At 66.3% G+C, this 20,056-nt stretch carries 18 protein-coding genes and 1 pseudogene; 9 read left to right on the top strand and 10 right to left on the bottom strand.

The features are described 5' to 3' along the window. Positions 1-196: 196 nt before the first annotated feature. Positions 197-694 (bottom strand): annotated as a pseudogene (locus QO207_RS26635) (aminotransferase class I/II-fold pyridoxal phosphate-dependent enzyme); the annotation flags it as partial. Positions 695-776: 82 nt separating this feature from the next. Between QO207_RS26635 and QO207_RS26640 the strand changes: the two are divergent. Next, complete coding sequence (locus QO207_RS26640) at positions 777-1,220, top strand: MarR family winged helix-turn-helix transcriptional regulator (RefSeq protein ID WP_301535260.1); 444 nt, start codon at positions 777-779, stop codon at positions 1,218-1,220. On the opposite strand, the gene QO207_RS26645 is transcribed toward QO207_RS26640, so the two are convergent. Then, positions 1,217-1,864: a hypothetical protein gene (locus tag QO207_RS26645; protein WP_301535261.1), complete on the bottom strand. Its 648-nt coding sequence runs from the start codon at positions 1,862-1,864 to the stop codon at positions 1,217-1,219. The genes QO207_RS26640 and QO207_RS26645 overlap by 4 nt on opposite strands. A 338-nt stretch (positions 1,865-2,202) precedes the next feature. Between QO207_RS26645 and QO207_RS26650 the strand changes: the two genes are divergently transcribed. From QO207_RS26650 to QO207_RS26660, 3 genes are read left to right on the top strand one after another with little or no spacing between them, the layout of a single operon-like run. Continuing rightward, positions 2,203-2,805, top strand: coding sequence for a LysE family translocator (locus QO207_RS26650; RefSeq protein ID WP_253451914.1), 603 nt, complete (start codon positions 2,203-2,205; stop codon positions 2,803-2,805). Positions 2,806-2,818: 13 nt separating this feature from the next. Next, the gene (locus QO207_RS26655) at positions 2,819-4,018 is read left to right on the top strand and encodes a benzoate/H(+) symporter BenE family transporter (protein WP_301535262.1); all 1,200 of its coding nucleotides are present in this window, start codon (positions 2,819-2,821) and stop codon (positions 4,016-4,018) included. Positions 4,019-4,072: 54 nt separating this feature from the next. After that, the gene (locus tag QO207_RS26660; RefSeq protein ID WP_301535263.1) at positions 4,073-5,236 is read left to right on the top strand and encodes an AAA family ATPase; all 1,164 of its coding nucleotides are present in this window, start codon (positions 4,073-4,075) and stop codon (positions 5,234-5,236) included. Positions 5,237-5,711: 475 nt separating this feature from the next. Here QO207_RS26660 and QO207_RS26665 read toward each other — a convergent pair whose 3' ends face one another. The 3 genes from QO207_RS26665 to QO207_RS26675 all read right to left on the bottom strand — a co-directional run bounded on the left by QO207_RS26665 (position 5,712) and on the right by QO207_RS26675 (position 8,610). Beyond that, positions 5,712-6,005: a LasR-specific antiactivator QslA gene (locus QO207_RS26665; protein ID WP_301535264.1), complete on the bottom strand. Its 294-nt coding sequence runs from the start codon at positions 6,003-6,005 to the stop codon at positions 5,712-5,714. Between the two features lie 629 nt (positions 6,006-6,634). Further along, positions 6,635-7,525 carry a bile acid:sodium symporter family protein gene (locus QO207_RS26670; protein WP_301535265.1) on the bottom strand — a complete coding sequence of 297 codons (891 nt, stop codon included), beginning with the start codon at positions 7,523-7,525 and terminating at the stop codon, positions 6,635-6,637. A gap of 323 nt (positions 7,526-7,848) precedes the next feature. Further along, on the bottom strand, positions 7,849-8,610 hold the full coding sequence (locus QO207_RS26675) for an SDR family oxidoreductase (RefSeq protein WP_301535266.1): 762 nt from the start codon (positions 8,608-8,610) through the stop codon (positions 7,849-7,851). Positions 8,611-8,837: 227 nt separating this feature from the next. Here QO207_RS26675 and QO207_RS26680 point away from each other — a divergent pair, with 227 nt between their 5' ends. After that, positions 8,838-9,842 carry an NADP-dependent oxidoreductase gene (locus QO207_RS26680; protein WP_301535267.1) on the top strand — a complete coding sequence of 335 codons (1,005 nt, stop codon included), beginning with the start codon at positions 8,838-8,840 and terminating at the stop codon, positions 9,840-9,842. A gap of 320 nt (positions 9,843-10,162) precedes the next feature. Next, positions 10,163-11,902, top strand: coding sequence for a SulP family inorganic anion transporter (locus QO207_RS26685; protein ID WP_301535268.1), 1,740 nt, complete (start codon positions 10,163-10,165; stop codon positions 11,900-11,902). Here the strand turns inward: QO207_RS26685 and QO207_RS26690 are convergent. Next, complete coding sequence (locus QO207_RS26690) at positions 11,870-13,858, bottom strand: methyl-accepting chemotaxis protein (protein WP_301535269.1); 1,989 nt, start codon at positions 13,856-13,858, stop codon at positions 11,870-11,872. The two genes, QO207_RS26685 and QO207_RS26690, sit on opposite strands and share 33 nt — an antisense overlap. Before the next feature lie 272 nt (positions 13,859-14,130). On the opposite strand from QO207_RS26690, the gene QO207_RS26695 reads away from it, so the two are divergent. Next, positions 14,131-14,505 (top strand): hypothetical protein, encoded by a 375-nt coding sequence (locus QO207_RS26695; RefSeq protein ID WP_301535270.1) that lies wholly within the window; start codon positions 14,131-14,133, stop codon positions 14,503-14,505. Positions 14,506-14,511: 6 nt separating this feature from the next. On the opposite strand, the gene QO207_RS26700 is transcribed toward QO207_RS26695, so the two are convergent. Continuing rightward, positions 14,512-15,120, bottom strand: a complete 609-nt coding sequence (locus QO207_RS26700) for a flavin reductase family protein (RefSeq protein ID WP_301535271.1) — start codon at positions 15,118-15,120, stop codon at positions 14,512-14,514. A gap of 65 nt (positions 15,121-15,185) precedes the next feature. Continuing rightward, complete coding sequence (locus QO207_RS26705) at positions 15,186-15,464, bottom strand: hypothetical protein (RefSeq protein WP_301535272.1); 279 nt, start codon at positions 15,462-15,464, stop codon at positions 15,186-15,188. A gap of 152 nt (positions 15,465-15,616) precedes the next feature. On the opposite strand from QO207_RS26705, the gene QO207_RS26710 reads away from it, so the two are divergent. Then, complete coding sequence (locus tag QO207_RS26710; protein ID WP_301535273.1) at positions 15,617-15,964, top strand: GFA family protein; 348 nt, start codon at positions 15,617-15,619, stop codon at positions 15,962-15,964. Positions 15,965-16,386: 422 nt separating this feature from the next. Here the strand turns inward: QO207_RS26710 and mnmH are convergent, their stop codons facing one another. Then, on the bottom strand, positions 16,387-17,487 hold the full coding sequence (gene mnmH / locus QO207_RS26715; protein WP_301535274.1) for a tRNA 2-selenouridine(34) synthase MnmH: 1,101 nt from the start codon (positions 17,485-17,487) through the stop codon (positions 16,387-16,389). Next, the gene (gene selD / locus QO207_RS26720) at positions 17,487-18,521 is read right to left on the bottom strand and encodes a selenide, water dikinase SelD (RefSeq protein WP_301535275.1); all 1,035 of its coding nucleotides are present in this window, start codon (positions 18,519-18,521) and stop codon (positions 17,487-17,489) included. The genes mnmH and selD overlap by 1 nt, the downstream gene beginning before the upstream one ends. A 107-nt stretch (positions 18,522-18,628) precedes the next feature. On the opposite strand from selD, the gene QO207_RS26725 reads away from it, so the two are divergent. After that, positions 18,629-19,666, top strand: coding sequence for a patatin-like phospholipase family protein (locus QO207_RS26725; RefSeq protein ID WP_301535276.1), 1,038 nt, complete (start codon positions 18,629-18,631; stop codon positions 19,664-19,666). The last annotated feature ends 390 nt before the right edge of the window (positions 19,667-20,056 follow it).

The raw sequence follows: 20,056 nt of genomic DNA on the forward strand, positions 1-20,056 counted from the left end.
GAAAGCCAGCGCCGGCAAGCTTTTATCAGCCAGTTCCAGAGCGACGCTGCCACCGGCCTGCAATGCTCCTACCACGGTGTTTTCAGTCGCGCGGCGCAGCCCCTGGACAGTCCCCCGTCGCGCATCGACATCCGCTTGCAACACCAAGGCCGGCTCAGTGCGCATCTCCTCGGGTTGCCGCAGGACCTGCGTCCACGGACGGGTTCTGGAAAGTCGGGATGAGGTAGGCGAAGGCCGGCTTGCTGGTTTCCAGGCGCTGGCGCAGCGCGGCGACGTCCGGGCCTTCGGCGCCCAGCGGCACGGTCAGGCAGTTGGCGCCGAACAGCTGGAAGGCCTGCAGCGCGGCGAGGTAGGTCGGCGCTTCGAGCAACACCTCGGTGCCCGGATCGATGAACAGCTTGCTGGCCAGGTCCAGGGTCTGCTGCGAACCGCTGACGATCAGCACCTGGCTCGCCTCGCAGGGCACACCCAGGGCGCGCGCCTCRGCGGCAATCGCCTCGCGCAGCGCCGGCTCGCCTTCGCTCATGCCGTACTGGCCCATGCTCACCGGCATGGCATCCCAATTCACCTTCGGCAGCATCGGCTCGGCGGGCAGGCCGCCGGCGAAGGACATCACCTCCGGGCGCTGCGCCGCGGCGAGGATTTCACGGATCAGGGAGCTTTTCAGTCGAGCGATGCGTTCGGAGAAGGCCATGGGGGTCACCGGTAGCGGGAGCACGGAGGAATGAGTCAAACTGATTGACCGAAGCTACGACGCCCGCGATGGATACGTCAATATGCCTGACCTAATAAAAAATGCCCTGCAACTCCAGGCCATGGAAGCCTTCTTCTACGGCTACCGCGCCTTCACCGCGAAACCCGACGAAATGCTCGCGCGCCGCGGCCTGAGCCGGGTGCACCACCGCATCCTGTTCTTCATCGCGCGCAATCCGGGGCTCTCCGTCAGCCAGCTGCTGGCCGCCCTGGGCGTGACCAAACAGGCGCTGAACGTGCCGCTGCGCCAGTTGCAGGAGCGCGACCTGATCAGCAGCGAAGCCTGCGACAACGACAAGCGCCGGCGCCTGCTGGCGCTGACCGCCGAGGGTGGCAAGCTGGAAAAGGCCCTGCGCCAGGAGCAGGGCCGGCTGTTGCAGCGCGCCTTCGACGAGGCCGGGGAAGACGCGGTGCGCGGCTGGCTGGCGGTGAACCAGGCGATCACCCATTCCCAGGACGAGGACTAACCCGCGGCGGCGTCCAGCTCGCGGGCGGCGCGGAAGAACATCAGCGCCATGGGGATCGCGCTGAACATCCCCAACAGCACGCCGGCGACGAACAGGATCACGCTGCCCAGCGCAACTCCCGCGACCAGATCGATCCAGCCCATCACCTTAACCGAGGTGTAGGGCAACTGGATCTTCAGCACGCGGATGGCGTACCAGACCTGCACGATGCCGACCGGCAGGTACATCAGCATCAGGTACAGGGCGACGTCCTCGTAACGGTTCGGGCCGGCGAAATCGACTTCGAACCACAGGGAGCAGGCCTGCATGACCACTGACATCAGGATCAGTATCAGCATCGGCCAACGCACCCCACGGGCCAGGAAGCGGTCCTCCAGCAGGCGTGTGCAACGCCAGGCGACGAAGCACCCGAGGATCAGGTCCAGCACGCCCAGCCAGTTTTCCAGCGAGCCCAGTCCCAGCTGCGGCGACAGTTTGCCGAGTACGCCGACGCCGATGGTGGTCACGTCGCACAGCAGCAGCGCCAGGCTCAGCCAGGCCAGCAAGCGCAACCCACCGGCACTCCAGCCACCAGCGAGAAAGCGCTCTGGCGCGCGGGTATCCAGCAGCTCGACCTGCGGGGCGGCGTAAGGGTTCTGCTCCATGAACGGCGGGCTCCGGTCCGGCGGAAAACCTGCAACATACTCAGCCGGACGGGCCATTTCCAGCGTCACTGTACGGCCCACACGGCCACTGGCTGTTATGGGACAGCCCGGCGCCTGCGGGATTAGTCTGGCCTTACTTGAGATTCCACGTGGAGCTGCCCTCTCCCTAACCCTCTCCCTGAAGGGAGAGGGGACCGTAAGGTGCCGGATGAAACCACAGCATCAGCCGGCACGGATGGCTCCCTCTCCCTTCAGGGAGAGGGCGGGGGGAGAGGGAAGCCCCCGGCACAAAGCTCCAGAAAAAACAGCAGTTCCCAAAACAAGACCGGTACCTAGCCATGCCCCTCGAACTCCTCGGCGCCTTCGTGCTGTTCGCCTTCGTCACCTCCATCACCCCCGGCCCCAACAACATGATGCTGCTGGCCTCGGGCGTGAACTTCGGCGTGCGTCGCACCATCCCGCACATGCTCGGCATCAGCATCGGCTTCCTGCTGCTGGTGGTCGCCGTGGGCCTGGGCCTGCACCAGCTGTTCGAGCGCTTCCCGGCCAGCTATACCGCGCTGCGCTACGCTGGCGGCGCCTACCTGCTGTACCTGGCGTGGAAGATCGCCCGCTCCGGCGCCCCCGAGGCGAAGGGCGAGCACAGCGCCAAACCGATGACCTTCCTCCAGGCCGCCGCCTTCCAGTGGGTCAACCCCAAGGCCTGGGTGATGGCCGTAGGCGCCATCGCCACCTACCTGCCGGCCAACAGCTGGATCGGCAACGTGGTACTGATCGCCACCCTGTTCGCGGTGGTCAACCTGCCCAGCGTCGGCGTCTGGACGGTGCTCGGCAGCCTGCTGCGGCGCTGGCTGGAAGATCCGCTGCGGCTGCGCCTGTTCAACGTCGGCATGGCGGCGCTGCTGGTCGCGTCGCTCTACCCTCTGTTCACCCGCACCTGATGGAAGTTCGTGCATGACTGACACCACACCCGCCTCCGCGCCGCTGCGCCCGCTGGCAGACTCCTCCCCCGCCGCCATCGTCGCCGGGTTCGTCGCCATGCTCACCGGCTACACCAGCTCGCTAGTGCTGATGTTCCAGGCCGGCCAGGCAGCGGGGCTGAGCACCGCGCAGATTTCCTCGTGGATCTGGGCGCTGTCCATCGGCATGGCCCTGACCACCATCGGCCTGACCCTGCGCTACCGCACGCCCATCGTCATCGCCTGGTCCACCCCCGGCGCCGCGCTGCTGATCAGCAGCCTGCCCGGCGTGCCCTACGGCGAGGCCATCGGCGCATTCATCGTCTGCGCCGTGCTGATCACCATCTGCGGCGTCACCGGCAGCTTCGAGCGGCTGATGCGCCAGGTGCCCGGCTCGTTGGCCTCAGCGCTGCTGGCCGGCGTGCTGTTCCGCATCTGCATCGAAATCTGCAACGCCGCCCAGCAGCAGACGGCACTGGTGGTGGCGATGTTCGTCAGCTACCTGGTCGCCAAGCGCCTGTCGCCGCGCTATGCGGTGTTCGCCGCGCTGCTGGTGGGCGTCGCCCTGGCCGGCTTCCTCGGCCTGCTCAACTTCAGCCACTTCCAGCTGGAAGTCGCCCGCCCGGTGTGGACCACGCCGAGCTTCTCCCTGGCCGCCACCATCAGCATCGGCATCCCGCTGTTCATCGTCGCCATGGCCTCGCAGAACATGCCCGGCCTCGCCGTGCTGCGCGCCGACGGCTACCAGGTACCCGCCTCGCCGCTGATTTCCACCACCGGCATCGCCTCGCTGCTGCTGGCGCCGTTCGGCTCCCACGGCATCAACCTGGCGGCCATCAGCGCGGCCATCTGCACCGGCCCGGAAGCCCACGAGAACCCGCACAAGCGCTACACCGCCGCGCTCTGGTGCGGGCTGTTCTACGGCATCGCCGGCATCTTCGGCGCCACCCTGGCCGCGCTGTTCGCCGCGCTGCCCAAGGCGCTGGTGCTGTCCATCGCCGCCCTTGCCCTGCTCGGCTCGATCACCAACGGCCTGACCAACGCCATGGCCGATGCGCGCCAGCGCGAAGCAGCGATGGTCACCTTCCTGGTCACCGCCTCGGGCTTCACCCTATTTTCCGTCGGCTCGGCCTTCTGGGGCCTGGTGGCCGGCCTGCTGACCCAACTGGTGCTGAACTGGCGCCGCGCGCCGTAAAGGCGCAACCCTTCTGCTAGCATGCGGGCGATTGCCCGAACCGGATCGCCCCGCATGCTGCACACCCTCGCCGTTGCCAACTACCGCTCGATCAACTCGCTGGTGCTGCCGCTGGGCCGGCTGAACCTGATCACCGGCGCCAACGGCAGTGGCAAGTCCAACCTCTACCGCGCCCTGCGCCTGCTCGCCGAAACCGCCCAGGGCGGCGTGGTGAATGCGCTGGCGCGCGAGGGCGGGCTGGAGTCCACCTTCTGGGCCGGGCCGGAAACCCACTCACGGCGCATGCGCTCGGGCGAGGTGGAAGTCCAGGGCGGCCCGCGCAACGAGGTCAAGCGCCTGCGTCTGGGCTTTGCCGGTGAGGACTTCGGCTACGCCATTGCCCTCGGCCTGCCGCCACCGCCGGTGGTCAGCGCCTTCGGCCTGGACCCGGAGATCAAGCACGAAAGCATCTGGGCCGGCCCCTGGTACCGTCCGGCCTCACAACTGGTGGAACGCAACGGGCCAATGCTGCGCGCCCGCGAAGGCCGCAGCTGGCAGGTGCTGGAGCAGCACATTCCGACATTCGACAGCCTGTTCACCCAGATCGGCAGCGGCTCGGATTGCCCCGAAGCCCTGCTACTGCGCGAGCAGATTCGCGGCTGGCGCTTCTACGATCATTTCCGCACCGACGCCGACGCCCCGGCGCGGCAGCCGCAGCTCGGCACTCGCACCCCAGTGCTGCACCACGACGGCCGCGACCTTGCCGCCGCGCTGCAGACCATCCGTGAAATCGGCGACGCGACTGCGCTGGAAGCTGCGATCAGCGACGCCTTCCCTGGCGCCGAACTGCAGATCGACTGCCAGCCCGGCGGCCGCTTCGCCGTGGCGCTGAAGCAGCACGGCCTGCTGCGCCCGCTGAGCGCTGCAGAACTCTCCGACGGTACCCTGCGCTACCTGCTGCTGGTCGCCGCCCTGCTCACCCCGCGTCCGCCGTCGCTGATGGTGCTCAACGAACCGGAAACCAGCCTGCACCCGGACCTGCTGCCGGCGCTGGGTCGGCTGATAATCGCCGCGTCGAAGCACACCCAGGTCTGGGTCGTGTCCCACGCCAGCCGGCTGATCGCCACGCTGGAGGAACACCCCGAGTGCAACTGCCTGCACCTGGACAAGGAACTGGGCCAGACGCGCATCCGCGACCAGGGCACGTTCGATGCCCCGGCGTGGCACTGGGCGGATTGATCGCCGCCATGACGTCGGGCGGATAACCCGGAACGGGTTATCCGCCGATGCCTCTGCCGCCCCGTAGGAGCAACTGCCTTTCCCTGGATAACTTCGTGTTGGCGCTCCCCCCTCACCCCAGCCCTCTCCCTCAGGGAGAGGGGGCAGATTGTGCCGGCTGACGCTGTAATTTCATTCTGCACCGCACGGTCCCCTCTCCCTCTGAGCGGGGCGCGCAGCCAGGGTTAGGGTGAGGGCCGATCCGAGCACGGGGCTATCGGGTAGGAGCGGACCTTGTCCGCGAATCCCTCAGGCTGACACCACTCCCGCCGGCTTACCAAATCCCCGTAGGAGCACGCCCTGCGCGCGATCGCGGACAAGGTCCGCTCCTACAGAGGGTATTCCAGCAAGCTCTCGCCTTCCGGCGCGGAACGAACACGATGGGTATCGCTGCGCTCCACGCCATCCTACGTAGAGTTAATCCGGCTAGGCCTGGTCAGGCGAGGAGCGTTCCATCACTGGCCATCAGGCGTTGCTGCAGGCGCCAGAGGAAGGCGGTTTCGTAGGCCAGGCTCTGGGCGCTGCTCTGCTGCTCGTTGCGACCGATGTGCAGGGCGATCCACAGGCTGGATTTGTGCCGCTCGGCAAACCAGCGCTCGACCCGTGCCACGGCGGCATCCACGGCGTACTGACAATCGGCTGGCCACTCCAGCGCCAAGCCTGGCTGGCCGTCGGCAGGGGGAATGTGGAGCAGCGGCTCGGGGGTGAAATCAGATAGTCGACGTCCCATGACGAACTCCTTGTCTGCCACATCCGAGGATGCGACATGATGGATTGAAATGACCTGAAAATCGCCGGGCAAGCGTGCCCGGCGATCTGCCGAAAACCTCAGCCGGGCACCAGCGCCAGCAAGGGCGCAAGCGCGACCAAGGGTCGGCGAAGCGGACAAGTCGATCGAAGGAGTCGGGGACGGTGTGTCGGGCGGTGCCCGAGGGTAAAAGCGGGATAGCGCATAGCTGAATTCCTACGTAGTAATAAAGGAACCCCACTCACCATTCTTTCCACAGAAGGGTGGCGGGACCGTGCAAGGGTGGAAATACCGGCTACGTAGGCCCCGGCCGGACCGAAGTCCGCCTCACACGGCCCGCCATAGACAACTTGCGACGGGCACAAAAAAGCGCCAGTCAAACTGCCTTGGCGCTGCTGCGCCTACGTAGAAAAACACCGGGTTTCCACGCCCAGATCACGACGACCGTCGCGACCCAGGAACCTTACCGGCGGCCTTGCAGGCGCAGCAATGCGGGATGCTACAGCCTCTTCCGAGGCATGTGCAGGACACTTCCCGAGTACCTTGTCGCAATTGCGTAGGATGGCTCGGCCGCATCGGCAGTTCAGGCCGGCGCGGCAAGCCCTGATGACTCAGGCCGTCGCCTGCTCCGGTGCAGTCTTGCCCACGCCGCGGCTGACCCACCAACCGAACAGGCCGGCGGTGAAGAACATCAGCACGCCATAGATGGCCGCCGGGATCGCCATGGTCTTGTTGTTCAGCAGCATCGGGCTGAGCGCCAGGGCGATGGCGAGGGTGCCGTTGTGGATGCCGATCTCCATGCCGATGGCGATGGACTGCGGCTTGGACAGCTTGAGCAGGCGCGGAATCCAGTAGCCCAGGGCCAGGCTCAGCAGGTTGAAGCACAGTGCAGCGGCGCCGACGATGGGCGCGTAGGCGAGGAAGGTCTGCCAGTCCTTGGTCACGGCCACGCCGATGATTACCGCCAGCAGCAGTGCGGAGAGAATCTTCACTGGCTTCTGCAGCACCGCCGCCACACCCGGCAGCAGACGCCGCACGATCATGCCGATGGCCACGGGCCCCAGGACGATGATGAACACCTGCACCACCTTGCCGAACTGCAGCGGGATGGTCTGGCCGTCGTTCATGAAGTACAGCAGCGACATGTTCACGATCAGCGGCATGGTGAGGATGGCGATCACCGAGTTCACTGCGGTCAGCGTGATGTTCAGCGCCACGTCGCCGTGGGCCAGGTGGCTGTAGAGGTTGGCGGTGGTGCCGCCGGGGGATGCGGCGAGCAGCATCATGCCCACGGCCAGCGCGGCTTCCAGGGCAAACCCGAGGGTGATCAGGAAGCACGCCAGGGGCAACAGGATGATCTGGCAGACCAGGCCGATGAGCACGGGCTTGGGATAGCGCACCACGCGGGCGAAGTCGGCGACGGTCAGGGACAGGCCGAGGCCCAGCATGATGATGCCCAGGGCGATGGGCATGAAGAGCGTCAGCAAGGGATCGTTGGTCATTGTCATTATTCTCCAACTGGGGTGGGCCGATTGTTTCGGCCTCCTGGGCGCTTGTAACTGGCCTTGCAGGCCAATACCACTTCTTCCTGTAACAGAATGCGAAAGTTTGTAGCGAACTAGGTGGGATCGTGAGGCTAGGGAGCTTTTCGTAGGAGCGAGCTTGCTCGCGAACCGCCCAGCGCGTAGGGCGCATAACCTGGAACAGGTTATCCGCCGTATGGTTCGTGGCGGATAACGCTGGCGCGTTATGCGCCCTACGGGGCTACAGGAGCCTCACGGAAGAAATGGTGAGGGCAGCCGCACACGGGACTACCTCGAGACGATCAGATCGCCGTCGCCCCACCATCCACCGGCAGCGCGATGCCGGTGGTGAAGCCAGCGTTATCGCTGCACAGGTAGAGCACGGCGGAGGCGATTTCCTCTACGCGGCCGACGCGGCCCACCGGGTGCATGGCGGCGGCGAACTCGGCTTTCTTCGGGTCGGCCTCGTAGGCGCGGCGGAACATGTCGGTGTCGATCACCGCCGGGCACACGGCGTTGACGCGGATTTTCTTCTTCGCATACTCGATGGCGGCGGACTTGGTCAGGCCGATCACCGCGTGCTTGGAGGCGGCGTAGATGCTCATCTTCGGCGCGGCGCCAAGGCCTGCGACCGAGGCGGTGTTGACGATGGCGCCGCCGCCCTGCTCCAGCATCACCGGGATCTGGTGCTTCATGCACAGCCAGACGCCCTTGACGTTGACGCCCATGATGGCGTCGAACTCGCTCTCCTCGCCGTCGGCCAGCTTGCCCTTCTCGATCTCGATGCCGGCGTTGTTGAAGGCGTAGTCCAGGCGGCCATAGGCGGCCACGGTGCCCTCTACCAGCGCCTTGACCTCAGCGTCGCGGGTCACGTCGCAACGGATGAAGGTCGCCTCGCCGCCCGCCGCGCGGATCAGCTCGACGGTGCCTTCGCCGCCCGTGGCGTCGACGTCGGAAACCACGACCTTCACACCCTGCTGGGCGAAGGCCTGGGCGGTGGCGCGGCCGATGCCGTTGGCGGCGCCGGTGACCAGGGCAACCTGGCCGGAAAGCAGCTGACTCATGAGCGTTCCTCGAAAGCGGAATGAGAATAACCGTCGCAGTCTAGCCAGCGCTTCGCGGGCGCGAAGCACTATCAGGCGGGACGACTTCGCTGCATCCATGCCAATGATGATTCCGCCAAATCCGGATCACTGGAACCGATGGGCGGACATTCCGCCGGCGGACGAAACTTGCCCCATCGGCGCGCGCGGACTATCACCTAGGCTTTCCCCTGACTGAGTCCACTGCCATGTCTGCCCAGATCAACCGCCAGTTCCAACTCGCCCAGCGCCCGGTCGGCGCCGCCACCCGCGACACCTTCGCCTACGTGGAAACCCCGGTCGGCGAGCCCGGCCCCGGGCAGATCCTGGTGCAGAACCAGTACCTGTCGCTGGACCCGGCCATGCGCGGCTGGATGAACGACGCCAAGTCCTACATCGCCCCGGTGGCCATTGGCGACGTGATGCGCGCCCTCGGCGTGGGCAAGGTGATCGCCTCGCAGCACCCGGACTTCAAGGTCGGCGACGAAGTGAACGGCGCCCTCGGCGTGCAGGATTTCTTCCTCGGCGAGCCCAAGGGTTTCTACAAAGTCGACAGCCAGCGCGCGCCGCTGCCGCTGTACCTCTCCGCGCTGGGCATGACCGGCATGACCGCCTACTTCGGCTTCCTCGACGTCGGCCTGCCCCAGGCCGGTGACACCGTGGTGGTCTCCGGCGCCGCCGGTGCGGTGGGCAGCGTGGTCGGGCAGATCGCAAAAATCAAAGGCTGCCGCGTGGTCGGCATCGCCGGCGGCGCCGACAAGTGCCGCTACCTGATCGACGAACTGGGCTTCGACGGCGCCATCGACTACAAGGCCGAAGACGTCAACGCCGGCCTCAAGCGCGAATGCCCCAAGGGCGTGAACGTATTCTTCGACAACGTCGGCGGCGACATCCTCGACGCCGTGCTGGCCCGCCTGGCGCCCAAGGCGCGGGTGGTGATCTGCGGCGCCATCAGCCAGTACAACAACAAGGAAGCCGTGCGCGGCCCGGCCAACTACCTCTCGCTGCTGGTCAACCGTGCGCGCATGGAAGGCATGGTGGTGATGGACTACGCCCACCGCTTCCAGGAAGGTTTCAAGGACATGGCGACCTGGATCGCCGAGGGCAAGCTGAAGTCGAAGGAAGACATCGTCGAAGGCCTGGAGACCTTCCCCGAGACCCTGGCCAAGCTGTTCAGCGGCGAGAACTTCGGCAAGTTGGTGTTGAAGGTCTGACCACCGCTGTCATTGCTGACGTTATTCGTAGGAGCGGACTCCGTCCGCGATGGCTACCGGCGCGATGCGGACCTATCGCGGACGGAGTCCGCTCCTACGTTTGTCCCCACGCCGGAGTGACCTTGTAGGAGCGAGCTTGCTCGCGAACCCGCCCAGCACCGGCATTGCCGGAGGGAATGTTCGCGAGCAAGCTCGCTCCTACAGACAAGCCTTCGCCGCCTGCACACTTTCCGCGCTCTATCTCGATGATTTCCGACAAGCTCTAACCCGCCTTTCCAGCTAGGATTTCCCTTGGTCGATTCCAAGGAAGATCCCCCCGAATGTCCCTCGCCCGTTGGCTGCCCGGTCTGGACAGCCTGCTGCACTACCGTATCGACTGGCTACCACGGGATATCCAGGCCGGCCTGTCGGTGGCCGCGGTGCAAATTCCCACCGCCRTCGCCTATTCGCAGATCATCGGTTTCCCGCCCCAGGTCGGGCTTTACGCCTGCATCCTGCCGATGCTGATCTACGCCATCGTCGGCAGCTCGCGGCAGCTGATGGTCGGCCCGGATGCCGCCACCGCCGCCATGGTCGCCGCAGCCATCACGCCGCTGGCGGCGGGCAACCCGGAGCGCCTGCTGCAGCTGTCGATGATCGTCGCGGTGCTGGTGGGCGCGCTGTCCATCGCCGCCGGTTTCGCCCGTGCCGGCTTCGTCGCCAGCTTCCTCTCGCGGCCGACGCTGGTGGGCTACCTGAACGGTATCGGCCTGAGCCTGATCGCCGGGCAACTCGGCAAGATCCTCGGCTACCACAGCGAAACCAGCGGCTTCGTCCGCGGCCTGATCGCCCTGGTGCGCAACCTCGCCGATACGCATTTCCCGACCCTGGCACTGGGCGTCGGTACGCTGGCACTGATGATCCTGCTGCCGCGGCGCTACCCGAAGATTCCCGGCGCCCTGGTCGGCGTGCTGTTCGCCTCGCTGATCGCCGCCCTGTTCGGCCTCGACCAGTACGGCATCAAGCTGCTCGGCGAAGTCCCACAGGGCCTGCCGCAACTGAGCTGGCCGAAGACCAGCTACGAGGAGTTGGGCAGCCTGTTCCGCGATGCCATGGGCATCACCATCGTCAGCTTCTGCAGCGCCATGCTCACCGCGCGCAGCTTCGCCGCCCGCCACGGTTACGCCGTCGACGCCAACCACGAGTTCATGGCGCTGGGCATGGCCAACATCGGCGCGGGGATATCCCAGGGCTTCGTCATCAGCGGCGCCGACTCGCGCACCGCGGTGAACGACATGGTCGGCGGCAAGAGCCAGCTGGTCGGGGTGGTCGCCGCACTGGTGATCGGCCTGGTCCTGCTGCTCTTCAGCAAGCCGCTGGGCTGGGTGCCGATGCCAGCGCTGGGCGCAGTGCTGCTGATGGCCGGCTGGGGCCTGATCGACTTCCGCGCGCTGCGCGGTTTCTGGGCGCTGAGCCGGTTCGAGTTCGGCCTGTGCGTGCTGACCACGGTCGGCGTGCTCAGCGTCGGCGTGCTGCCGGGCATCTTCGTCGCCATCATGCTCGCCCTGCTGCGCCTGCTCTATCTCACCTATCGCCCGCATGACGCGGTGATGGGCTGGGTGCACGGCATCGACGGGCAGGTGGAGCTGGAGCAATACCCCAACGCCCACACCCTGCCAGGACTGGTGATCTACCGCTTCGATGCGCCGATCCTGTTCTTCAACGCCGACTACTTCAAACAGCGCCTGCTGGAAGTGGTGGCTGCAGCGCCGAACGCGCGCGCGGTGCTGCTCAATGCCGAGGGCATTCTCAACCTGGATATCAGCGGCCTGACGACCTTGCGCGAAGTGCAGCAGACGCTGGACGCCCAGGGCGTGCACCTGTCCCTGGCGCGGGTGACCGGCGAAACCCTGGCGATGCTCAAGCGCTCCGGCGCCCTGGGCGAGGTGAAGCCGCCCCTGGTGTTCAGCTCGGTGCGCGCGGGCGTCAACGCCTACCGGCGCWGGCACCAGCAGCGCAAGCGCGAGCAGGAAGCCAGGGCAGCCGAATTACAGGCGGAACTGCCCGACCAGCCCTTGTAGCTCACGGCTGAGCTGCGCCAGCTCGACGCTGGAGGATGCAGTGGACTCCATGGCCTGCGCCGATTCGTCGGCGATGCCACGGATGCTGCTGACGCTGCGGCTGATCTCCTCGGCCACCGCACTCTGCTGCTCGGAAGCGGCGGCGATCTGCTGGTTCATCTGGTGGATCACCGCCACCGCCGAGGCAATGGTGCCCAGCGCGGCCTCGGTCTGCACCGCGTCGCCCACGGTCATCTCCACCAGCGCATGACTGCGCTGCATGCGCTGCACCGACGTAGTCGCGCCGTTCTGCAGGGCGGCGATCAGCGTTTCGATCTCGGCGGTGGATTGCTGGGTGCGCCGCGCCAGCGCCCGTACCTCGTCGGCCACCACGGCAAAGCCCCTGCCCTGCTCACCGGCCCGCGCCGCCTCGATGGCGGCGTTGAGCGCCAGCAGGTTGGTCTGCTCGGCGACGTTCTTGATCACGTCCAGCACGCTGCCGATGCTCTGGCTCTCGCGGCCGAGCTGCTCGATGCTCTGGGTAGCCGCGCGCACGGCCTCAGCCAGTTGCTCGATGCGGCCGAGGGTCTGGCGCACCACGTCCTGCCCGCTGGCGACCTTGCCGTCGGCCTGCTCGGCGGAGCTGGCAGCTTCCTCGGCATTGCGCGCCACGTCGTGGACGGTGGCGGCCATCTGGTTCATCGCCGTGGCGACCTGATCGGTCTCGGCCTTCTGGCTGTTCACCCCGTGCTGGGTGCGCTCGGTGACGCTGGACAGCGCCTGGGCCGAGGCGGTGATCTGCCCCACGCCATCGCTCAGCCGGCTGACGATGCTGCGCAGGCTCTCAGCCATGCTGCCGACCGCGCCCATCAGTTGACCGACTTCGTCCTTGCGGCGCACTTCGATGCTCACGCTCAGGTCGCCCTCGGCGATGCGGCTGGCCATGCCGATCACCTGACGCAGCGGCCGCACGATCATCCAGGTGATCAGCAGCGAAGCCAGCGCGCCGACCAGCAGCGCCAGGGCGGCCGAGCCGATGATCATCAGCGCGTTGGTCCGCAGCTGTCCCTGCATTGCCTCGCGCTGCACCGCGTAGGCCGCGTCGACCTGCTGCATGACCTGGGCGGCGCGGTCGTTCATCTGCGCGTGGACCTGCTTCTCCTGCTCCAGGCTGGCGGTGTACTCGTCGAGCTTCTCGACGAAGCTGTTGATGTTGGTGATCACATCCTTGAGCACCGAGACATAGGTCGGGTCGGTGATCGCCTGCTGCAACTTGGCGGACAGCTCCAGCGCCTCGGCGGCGGACTTGATGCGCCCACCCTCGACCTTCTCGTCGCCGGTCTTGTCCGCACCGCCTGCCTTGTCTGTGCTGCCGGCATCCATCCGCGAGCGCGCTTCATTCAGCCCCTGCAGCACCAGGCGGTAGAGCTGGCTGACCTGGGCGGCCTGCTGCAGCAGTTCCTCGCCCTTCTGGCCCTGGGAATCCTTGAGTTCGTAGGCGCCGTCATCGGCCAGGCTGGATTGCAGGATGTCCAGGCTATTGGACGCGCCGTTCACCGACCAGGTAGCAGCGTCCAGGGACAGGCGCCGGCTCTTGCTGGATTTCTCGAAGCGGTCGAAGGCCGCCAGGTACTCGGCAATGCCCTGCTCGACCTGGGCCATGGCCGCGGCCTGCTGCGGCTGGGCCTTGAGCCGCGCCACCGCGGCATTGAGGTTACCGGCGTGCTCGCGCAGGCGCTGGGCGGAGGCGTCGCTGGCGTCGATGACGAAGTCCTTCTCGCTCTGGCGCATCTCCAGCATTTCGCGGTTGATGGTCGACATGTCGCCGAGCAGGTCGAAGCGCTGGGCAATTGCCCGTAGCGAAGTCACGCCGATCACCGCCACCAGCGCGGTGAGCAGCAACACCAGGCCGAAACCGATGGCCAGTTTCTTCGCCGTACCCATGTCGGCCAGACGACGCTGCACGAAGGCAACCATGGCTTCTCCCCCCATCCGCAAAAGGCGCCGCAGGAAATCCCGAAGGTCTCCTGCAGGTTATCGTTGCTTTTGCCCGGAACATTAGGAGCGCCGTCCCCGGCTGGATAGAGGACGCGGCGGTGATGGCACGGTGATGCTGCACAGAGATACGTCGAGGTCGTATCCAGAACAATAACGGGAAGTTTCCACAAGCAACTCAGGATATTGCCGACAGAAACACCCGTATTCAGCAGGCAGATTCCTGCACCTCGTTTATCGCTGGAGGTGCACGGATGAGTGCGCGTTACCGACTGATCCTGCAGCGCCCGCTGCAAGGCCTGGCGCCAAGCCTGGCGCTACCCGAGCTGTACCGCGAACAGCGGCGCATCGACCCGCTGCTGAGCTGGCGCGAGCTGCCACCGATCCGCCATTTCGTCTGCGCGCTGGACTGTGACGAGCCCAAGGGCGACCTGCTCGATTGCTGGCACGAGGCGGACATCGGCTGCCAGCTGGTGCACGCCATCCTCGGCCTGATCCATAGCGACGCGCTGGAGTTCAGTAATCGCCAGGCGCTGCTGCTGGAGCTTTACGACGTCAGCGAACGCCTGGACCGCGCCCGCTTCAGCGACAACCGCTGGCACCTGGGCCTGGAGCTGGCGTTCGCCTGAGGCGACTTACTTCGGGCGGATCATGCTGAAGGTGTCACGGGTATGGCTGTACTGGGTGCCGCCCAGGCGGCCGACCAGGTCCAGCTTCGCCGGGTCGACGTGGCGCTCGTCCAGCATCACCCCGTCGTCGATGTGCACCAGCAGCACGCGGGCGAAGATCAGCATGCTGGAGGGGTTGTCCGCCGGGTACGGCATGATCTGCTCCAGCTGGCACTCGAAGGCCACTGGCGCACCAGCCACACGCGGCGGCTTCACGAGCTCGCTGGGCACGGTGGCGATGCCGGCGTGCTCGATCTCGCTGACGCCGTGGGGCAGCCAGGCGGCGGTGGCGTTCATGGCGTCAGCCTGGGCGGCGCTGACCAGGTGGATCACCAGCTCGCCAGTCTCGCGCACGTTGCGCAGGGTGTCCTTGACGCTGCCGTCGTCGCGCACACTGGTGTTCACCAGCAGGGTCGGCGGCGAGTCGCTGATGACCTGGAAGAAGCTGAACGGCGCCAGGTTGCTCTGGCCATCCGCAGACAGGGTGGAGACCCAGGCGATGGGGCGCGGCGTGACGGTGGAGGCCAGCCAGCGGTAGGCATCGGCCTTGGGCAGCTGGGTGAAGTCGAGTTGCATGGGGACATCCGGGGCAATGCGGTGGGAAGACACGGGCCGCTTGTGGCGGCCCGGCAACGCGCGGCTCAACGGCCGGCGCGGGATTCCTTGATGTAGAAGCGCGCGCGGCTGGCCTTGTCGGAGCAACCGTCGTAGGCCTCGACCTGCTGCTGGGTCTTGGCGGCGGTCAGCAGGCCGACGGCCTTGGAGTAGCTGACGGTGCCGGCGAAGCCCTCGGCCTTGGCCAGGTCCAGCTCGTGCCAGGCGGCGTTCAGCTCGTTGGCGCAGCTGTCGCGGTTGACGGTCTTGCCCGAGCAGCCGGCGACGGCCAGCAGCGCGGCGATGATCAGGGGAATGCGCGGCATGACGAAACTCCTGGAAGTATTCGGGGGTGAATCCAGCTTAGAACGCGGCGCAGGGGCCTGCCGGACGGCGCCGCAGTATGCCACCGGACGGATGGCATTCAAGCGACTACTACACTGTTTGCCCACGGGGTATCCCGACAAGGAGAAGGACCATGGTGCACCAGGGCAGCTGCCATTGCGGGCAGATCGCGTTCGAAGTGGAAGGGGATGTCGGTGAAGTCGTGTCATGCAACTGCTCGATCTGCCGGCGCAAGGGCTCGCTGCTTTGGTTCGTGCCGCGCAGCAAGCTGAAGCTGACGACTCCTGAGAGTGCGATGAGCACCTATACGTTCAATACCCACCGCATCGAGCACCGTTTCTGCCCCACCTGCGGCTGCGCGCCGCTGGCCTACGGCGCGATGCCGGACGGCACGCCGATGGCGGCGATCAATGTGCGCTGCCTGCCAGGGGTGGACCTGGCGGGGCTGACGGTGAAGGAGTATGACGGCAAGAGCGTGTGAGCACCTGCCAGCCCGCAGCAGGCCTGGAAACATCGCGGACGGAGTCCGCTCCTACGCACAGGCATGACCTTGGGTAGGAGCGGACTCCGTCCGCGATTGGCCCGCCACCACGGCGGACTCGATCACCGCTCCGCCCGGAGCCGCTGGCGCCACGGCGGATAACGCTGGCACGTTATCCGCCCTACGAAACAGGCTGGGCTGTAGGAGCGAGCTTGCTCGCGAACCGCCCCCTACTACCCTCCCCGGCAAACGCCTGCGTAGGATGGCGTGGAGCGCAGCGATACCCATCGTTCTCATACACCGACTGTCAGTCCGCTGCCGGCGTGGGGACATCGCGGACAAAGTCCGCTCCTACGCACTGGCATGACTTTGGGTAGGAGCGGACTCTGTCCGCGATTGGCCCGCCACCACGGCAGATTCGATCAGCGCTCCGCGCGGAAGCGCAGGTACTCCACCACCTCGTCCTGGGTGCCACGGAACTCCACGCGCTCGCCCTTGCTCTCGCGCTGGAAGGCATACATCGGGTCGTAATACTCGCCCAGCAGCCCTTCGATCCAGCCGCGGTGCAGGTCCACCGCGCCGCTGCGTTTCTGCTCTTCCAGGGCTTCATCCATGATCGCCGCCAGCCGCTGGTAGCGCTCGCCGCCCAGGCGTTTGACGATGCCCGACAGGCTCTTGCGCAGGTAGGCGGCGAAGGAGTCGAAACCGCCCTCCTCGCCCACCACCCGCACATGGTCGGCGCACAGGTCGATCACGTAGTCCTTGAGGATGCGCTCCACGCGCTGCTCGAAGCTGTCCTCCAGCCACACCAGCGGGTAGTGCTGCATGCCCTGGTACAGCTCCAGCGGCACCGAGCAGCTGCCAACGATGCGCCCCTCGTCTTCGAGCACGAACTGCTCCAGGCCGGCGTGGCGCTTCTTCAGGATGTCGATGGCCAGGCGGTTCTCGAAATCGATCTGCGCCGGTTGCGGCGTGGCGCGGCGGCCGAAGGCGGAGCCGCGGTGATTGGCATGGCCTTCCAGATCCAGGCTGTTGGCCAGCTGGGCGATGACCTCGGTCTTGCCGGTGCCGGTCAGGCCACCCACCAGCACGAACTGGCATTCCTCGACGGCAGCACGGGTGGTGTCGAAGAGGAAGCCGCGCATCGCCTTGTAGCCACCGACCACCCGCGGGTACTCGATGCCGGCCTCGGTCTTCAGCCACTGCTGGGTGATCTGCGAGCGCAGCCCGCCACGGAAGCAGTACAGGTAACCCTCCGGGTTGGCCTTGGCGAAGTTCGCCCAGGCCTCGATGCGCTCGGCCTTCAGCTGGCCCATGACCAGCTCGTGGCCCAGCGCGATGGCCGCCTGCTGGCCGTTCTGCTTGTAGCAGGTGCCGACTTTCTGCCGCTCGATGTCATTCATCAGCGGCAGGTTGATCACATGGGGGAACGCGCCCTTGTCGAATTCGACCGGGGCGCGCACGTCCATCATCTTCACATCGCCGAGGAACAGTTCGCGGTAGTGGCGGGTGTTGTCGCGCATCACATCACCTCGACCGCGTGACGCTGTCGGCCGACCAGTTCGCCGATGGGCGCCAGGTCCATGCCCAGTTCCTTGGCCATGGCGAGGAACTGCGCCTCGCCTTCCGGCTCCACCGCCACCAGCAGGCCGCCGCTGGTCTGCGGGTCGCACAGCAGCAGCTTGTGCAGCTCGGGCAGCGGCGCGATGCGCTCGCCGTAGCTGTCGAAGTTGCGCAGGGTGCCGCCGGGTACGCAGCCGGCTTCCAGGTAGTACTCGACGCTGGCCAGGCGCGGCACGGCGTCATAGCTCACGCGTGCAGTCAGGCCGCTGCCGTCGGCCATTTCCACCAGGTGACCGAGCAGGCCGAAACCGGTGACGTCGGTCATCGCCTTGACCCCGTCGAGCTTGCCGAAGCGGGCGCCGGGCTTATTCAGGGTGCACATCCAGTCGCGGGCGACGCCGACGTCCTCGGCGCGCAGCTTGGCCTTCTTCTCGGCGGTGGTGAGGATGCCGATGCCCAGCGGCTTGGTCAGGTACAGCTTGCAGCCGGCGGTGGCGGTGTCGTTGCGCTTCATGAAGCGCTTCTCCACCAGCCCGGTGACGGCCAGGCCGAAGATCGGCTCGGGCGCATCAATGGAGTGGCCGCCGGCCAGCGGGATACCGGCTTCATCGCAGACCTTGCGACCGCCGGCAATCACTTCGCGGGCGATTTCCGGCGCCAGCACATTCACCGGCCAGCCGAGGATGGCGATGGCCATCAGCGGGTCGCCGCCCATGGCGTAGATGTCGCTGATGGCATTGGTGGCGGCGATGCGGCCGAAGTCGAACGGATCGTCGACGATCGGCATGAAGAAATCAGTGGTGGACACCACGCCACGCTCGGCGTCGATCTCGTAGACGGCGGCATCATCGCGCGAGGCGTTGCCGACCCACAGCTTGGGGTCGAGATTCTGCGCACCACTGCCGGCGAGGATGACCTCCAGGACCTTGGGGGAAATCTTGCAGCCACAGCCGGCACCATGGCTGTACTGGGTCAGGCGGATCGGTTCGCTCATCGGGAGGCTCCGGCAGGGAAATCAAACGGCGATTCTAGCAAAGCCCGGCTTGGCGGGGCCGCTGCCCACGGCGTATCGTCGCAAGGTTCGTAACGCGGAGTTGCCCCATGTCAAAACAGATCGCGCTGGTACTCGGTTCCGGCGGCGCGCGCGGTTATCCGCATATCGGAGTCATCGAGGAGATCGAACGGCGCGGCTATGAAGTGGTTTGCATCGCCGGCTGCTCGATGGGCGCGGTGATCGGCGGCATCTACGCCGCCGGCAAGCTGGGCGAATACCGCGACTGGGTGGAGAGCCTGGACTACCTCGACGTGCTGCGCCTGCTGGATGTCAGCTTCCGCCTCGGCGCCATCCGCGGTGAGCGGGTATTCGGCAAGATCCACGAAATTCTTGGCGAGATCGACATCGAACAGCTGCCGATCCCCTACACCGCGGTGGCCACCGACCTCACCAACCAGCAGGAAATCTGGTTCCAGGAAGGTTGCCTGCACCAGGCCATGCGCGCTTCGGCGGCGATTCCCAGCCTGTTCACCCCGGTCATGCAGGGCAGCCGCATGCTGGTGGACGGCGGCCTGCTCAACCCGCTGCCGATCGTCCCGGTGGTTTCGACCCACGCCGACCTGATCGTCGCGGTCAATCTCAACGCCACCAACCAGCGCCAGTATTCGCTGCCGGTGATCGAACGCCCCGCCGCCCTCAAAGGTCGTTTCGACTCGGTGATTTCCGGTCTGTCGCACAAGCTGAGCTTCTTCCGCCGCGGCGAAGCCGAGGCCCCGCCGGAACTGATCGCCGACGCCCTGCTGCACCCGGTACCGGCCGCCTCCGAAGAGCCCGCCGAACCGGAAATGCAGCAACCCGCCGCCGCCCCGCAAGCCAAGGGCTCGCCACGCTCGGCCACCGGCAGCCACGTGATCGACAGCAGCAGCCCGGCCTCGCTGCTGGAGCTGGTGAACCAGAGCTTCGAGGTCATGCAGACCTCGCTGGCGCAATACAAGATCGCCGGCTACCCCCCGGACATCCTGATCAACGTGCCCAAGCGCGTTTGCCGCTTCTTCGAGTTCTACAAGGCCCCTGAACTCATCGCCCTAGGCCGGCAGATTGCCAGCGATACGTTGGATCGGTATGAGGCGGAGAATCCTTATTGATCGGAGTGGTGCTCTTCCGGCAGGAGCGACCTTGGGTGTGAATCGCGCGCAGGCTGTGGCGCTGGGCGGTTCGCGAGCAAGCTCGCTCCTACGAAGAGCGTGCGGAGTCCCACCCGTAGGAGCGGACCTTGTCCGCGAAATCCATCGCGGCGGACATAGTAGTCACCTTGATATTTCGTCGAACATCGCCTGTCGGCGACTCGCGGAGAAGCTCCGCTCCTACAAGAGCGTGCGCATCGATCCGGCTTGAGATTTGGCTCTTGAGGACTTCCAGAGAAACATCCGCACGCGCCGAATGCCCCGTTCAGGAGGCCTCGTTGAAGCGGAGTTTCAGGGGTTGAGCGACATGGATGTMGCGAGAGCGGCGATGGGCCAGGGATGGCCCTTCGC

The organism is Pseudomonas sp. CAN1, assembly GCF_030462585.1.
Classification (GTDB): domain Bacteria; phylum Pseudomonadota; class Gammaproteobacteria; order Pseudomonadales; family Pseudomonadaceae; genus Pseudomonas.

What these genes read in the sequence shown, in the direction of transcription:
- QO207_RS26640 (WP_301535260.1), top strand. Translation starts at nt 777, where the DNA reads ATGCCTGACCTAATAAAAAATGCCCTGCAACTCCAGGCCATGGAAGCC.
- QO207_RS26665 (WP_301535264.1), bottom strand. Translation starts at nt 6,005, where the DNA reads ATGGGACGTCGACTATCTGATTTCACCCCCGAGCCGCTGCTCCACATT.
- QO207_RS26700 (WP_301535271.1), bottom strand. Translation starts at nt 15,120, where the DNA reads ATGCAACTCGACTTCACCCAGCTGCCCAAGGCCGATGCCTACCGCTGG.
- QO207_RS26690 (WP_301535269.1), bottom strand. Translation starts at nt 13,858, where the DNA reads ATGGTTGCCTTCGTGCAGCGTCGTCTGGCCGACATGGGTACGGCGAAG.
- QO207_RS26645 (WP_301535261.1), bottom strand. Translation starts at nt 1,864, where the DNA reads ATGGAGCAGAACCCTTACGCCGCCCCGCAGGTCGAGCTGCTGGATACC.
- QO207_RS26655 (WP_301535262.1), top strand. Translation starts at nt 2,819, where the DNA reads ATGACTGACACCACACCCGCCTCCGCGCCGCTGCGCCCGCTGGCAGAC.
- selD (WP_301535275.1), bottom strand. Translation starts at nt 18,521, where the DNA reads ATGAGCGAACCGATCCGCCTGACCCAGTACAGCCATGGTGCCGGCTGT.
- QO207_RS26680 (WP_301535267.1), top strand. Translation starts at nt 8,838, where the DNA reads ATGTCTGCCCAGATCAACCGCCAGTTCCAACTCGCCCAGCGCCCGGTC.
- QO207_RS26725 (WP_301535276.1), top strand. Translation starts at nt 18,629, where the DNA reads ATGTCAAAACAGATCGCGCTGGTACTCGGTTCCGGCGGCGCGCGCGGT.
- QO207_RS26670 (WP_301535265.1), bottom strand. Translation starts at nt 7,525, where the DNA reads ATGACCAACGATCCCTTGCTGACGCTCTTCATGCCCATCGCCCTGGGC.
- QO207_RS26660 (WP_301535263.1), top strand. Translation starts at nt 4,073, where the DNA reads ATGCTGCACACCCTCGCCGTTGCCAACTACCGCTCGATCAACTCGCTG.
- QO207_RS26710 (WP_301535273.1), top strand. Translation starts at nt 15,617, where the DNA reads ATGGTGCACCAGGGCAGCTGCCATTGCGGGCAGATCGCGTTCGAAGTG.
- QO207_RS26675 (WP_301535266.1), bottom strand. Translation starts at nt 8,610, where the DNA reads ATGAGTCAGCTGCTTTCCGGCCAGGTTGCCCTGGTCACCGGCGCCGCC.
- QO207_RS26705 (WP_301535272.1), bottom strand. Translation starts at nt 15,464, where the DNA reads ATGCCGCGCATTCCCCTGATCATCGCCGCGCTGCTGGCCGTCGCCGGC.
- QO207_RS26650 (WP_253451914.1), top strand. Translation starts at nt 2,203, where the DNA reads ATGCCCCTCGAACTCCTCGGCGCCTTCGTGCTGTTCGCCTTCGTCACC.
- mnmH (WP_301535274.1), bottom strand. Translation starts at nt 17,487, where the DNA reads ATGCGCGACAACACCCGCCACTACCGCGAACTGTTCCTCGGCGATGTG.
- QO207_RS26695 (WP_301535270.1), top strand. Translation starts at nt 14,131, where the DNA reads ATGAGTGCGCGTTACCGACTGATCCTGCAGCGCCCGCTGCAAGGCCTG.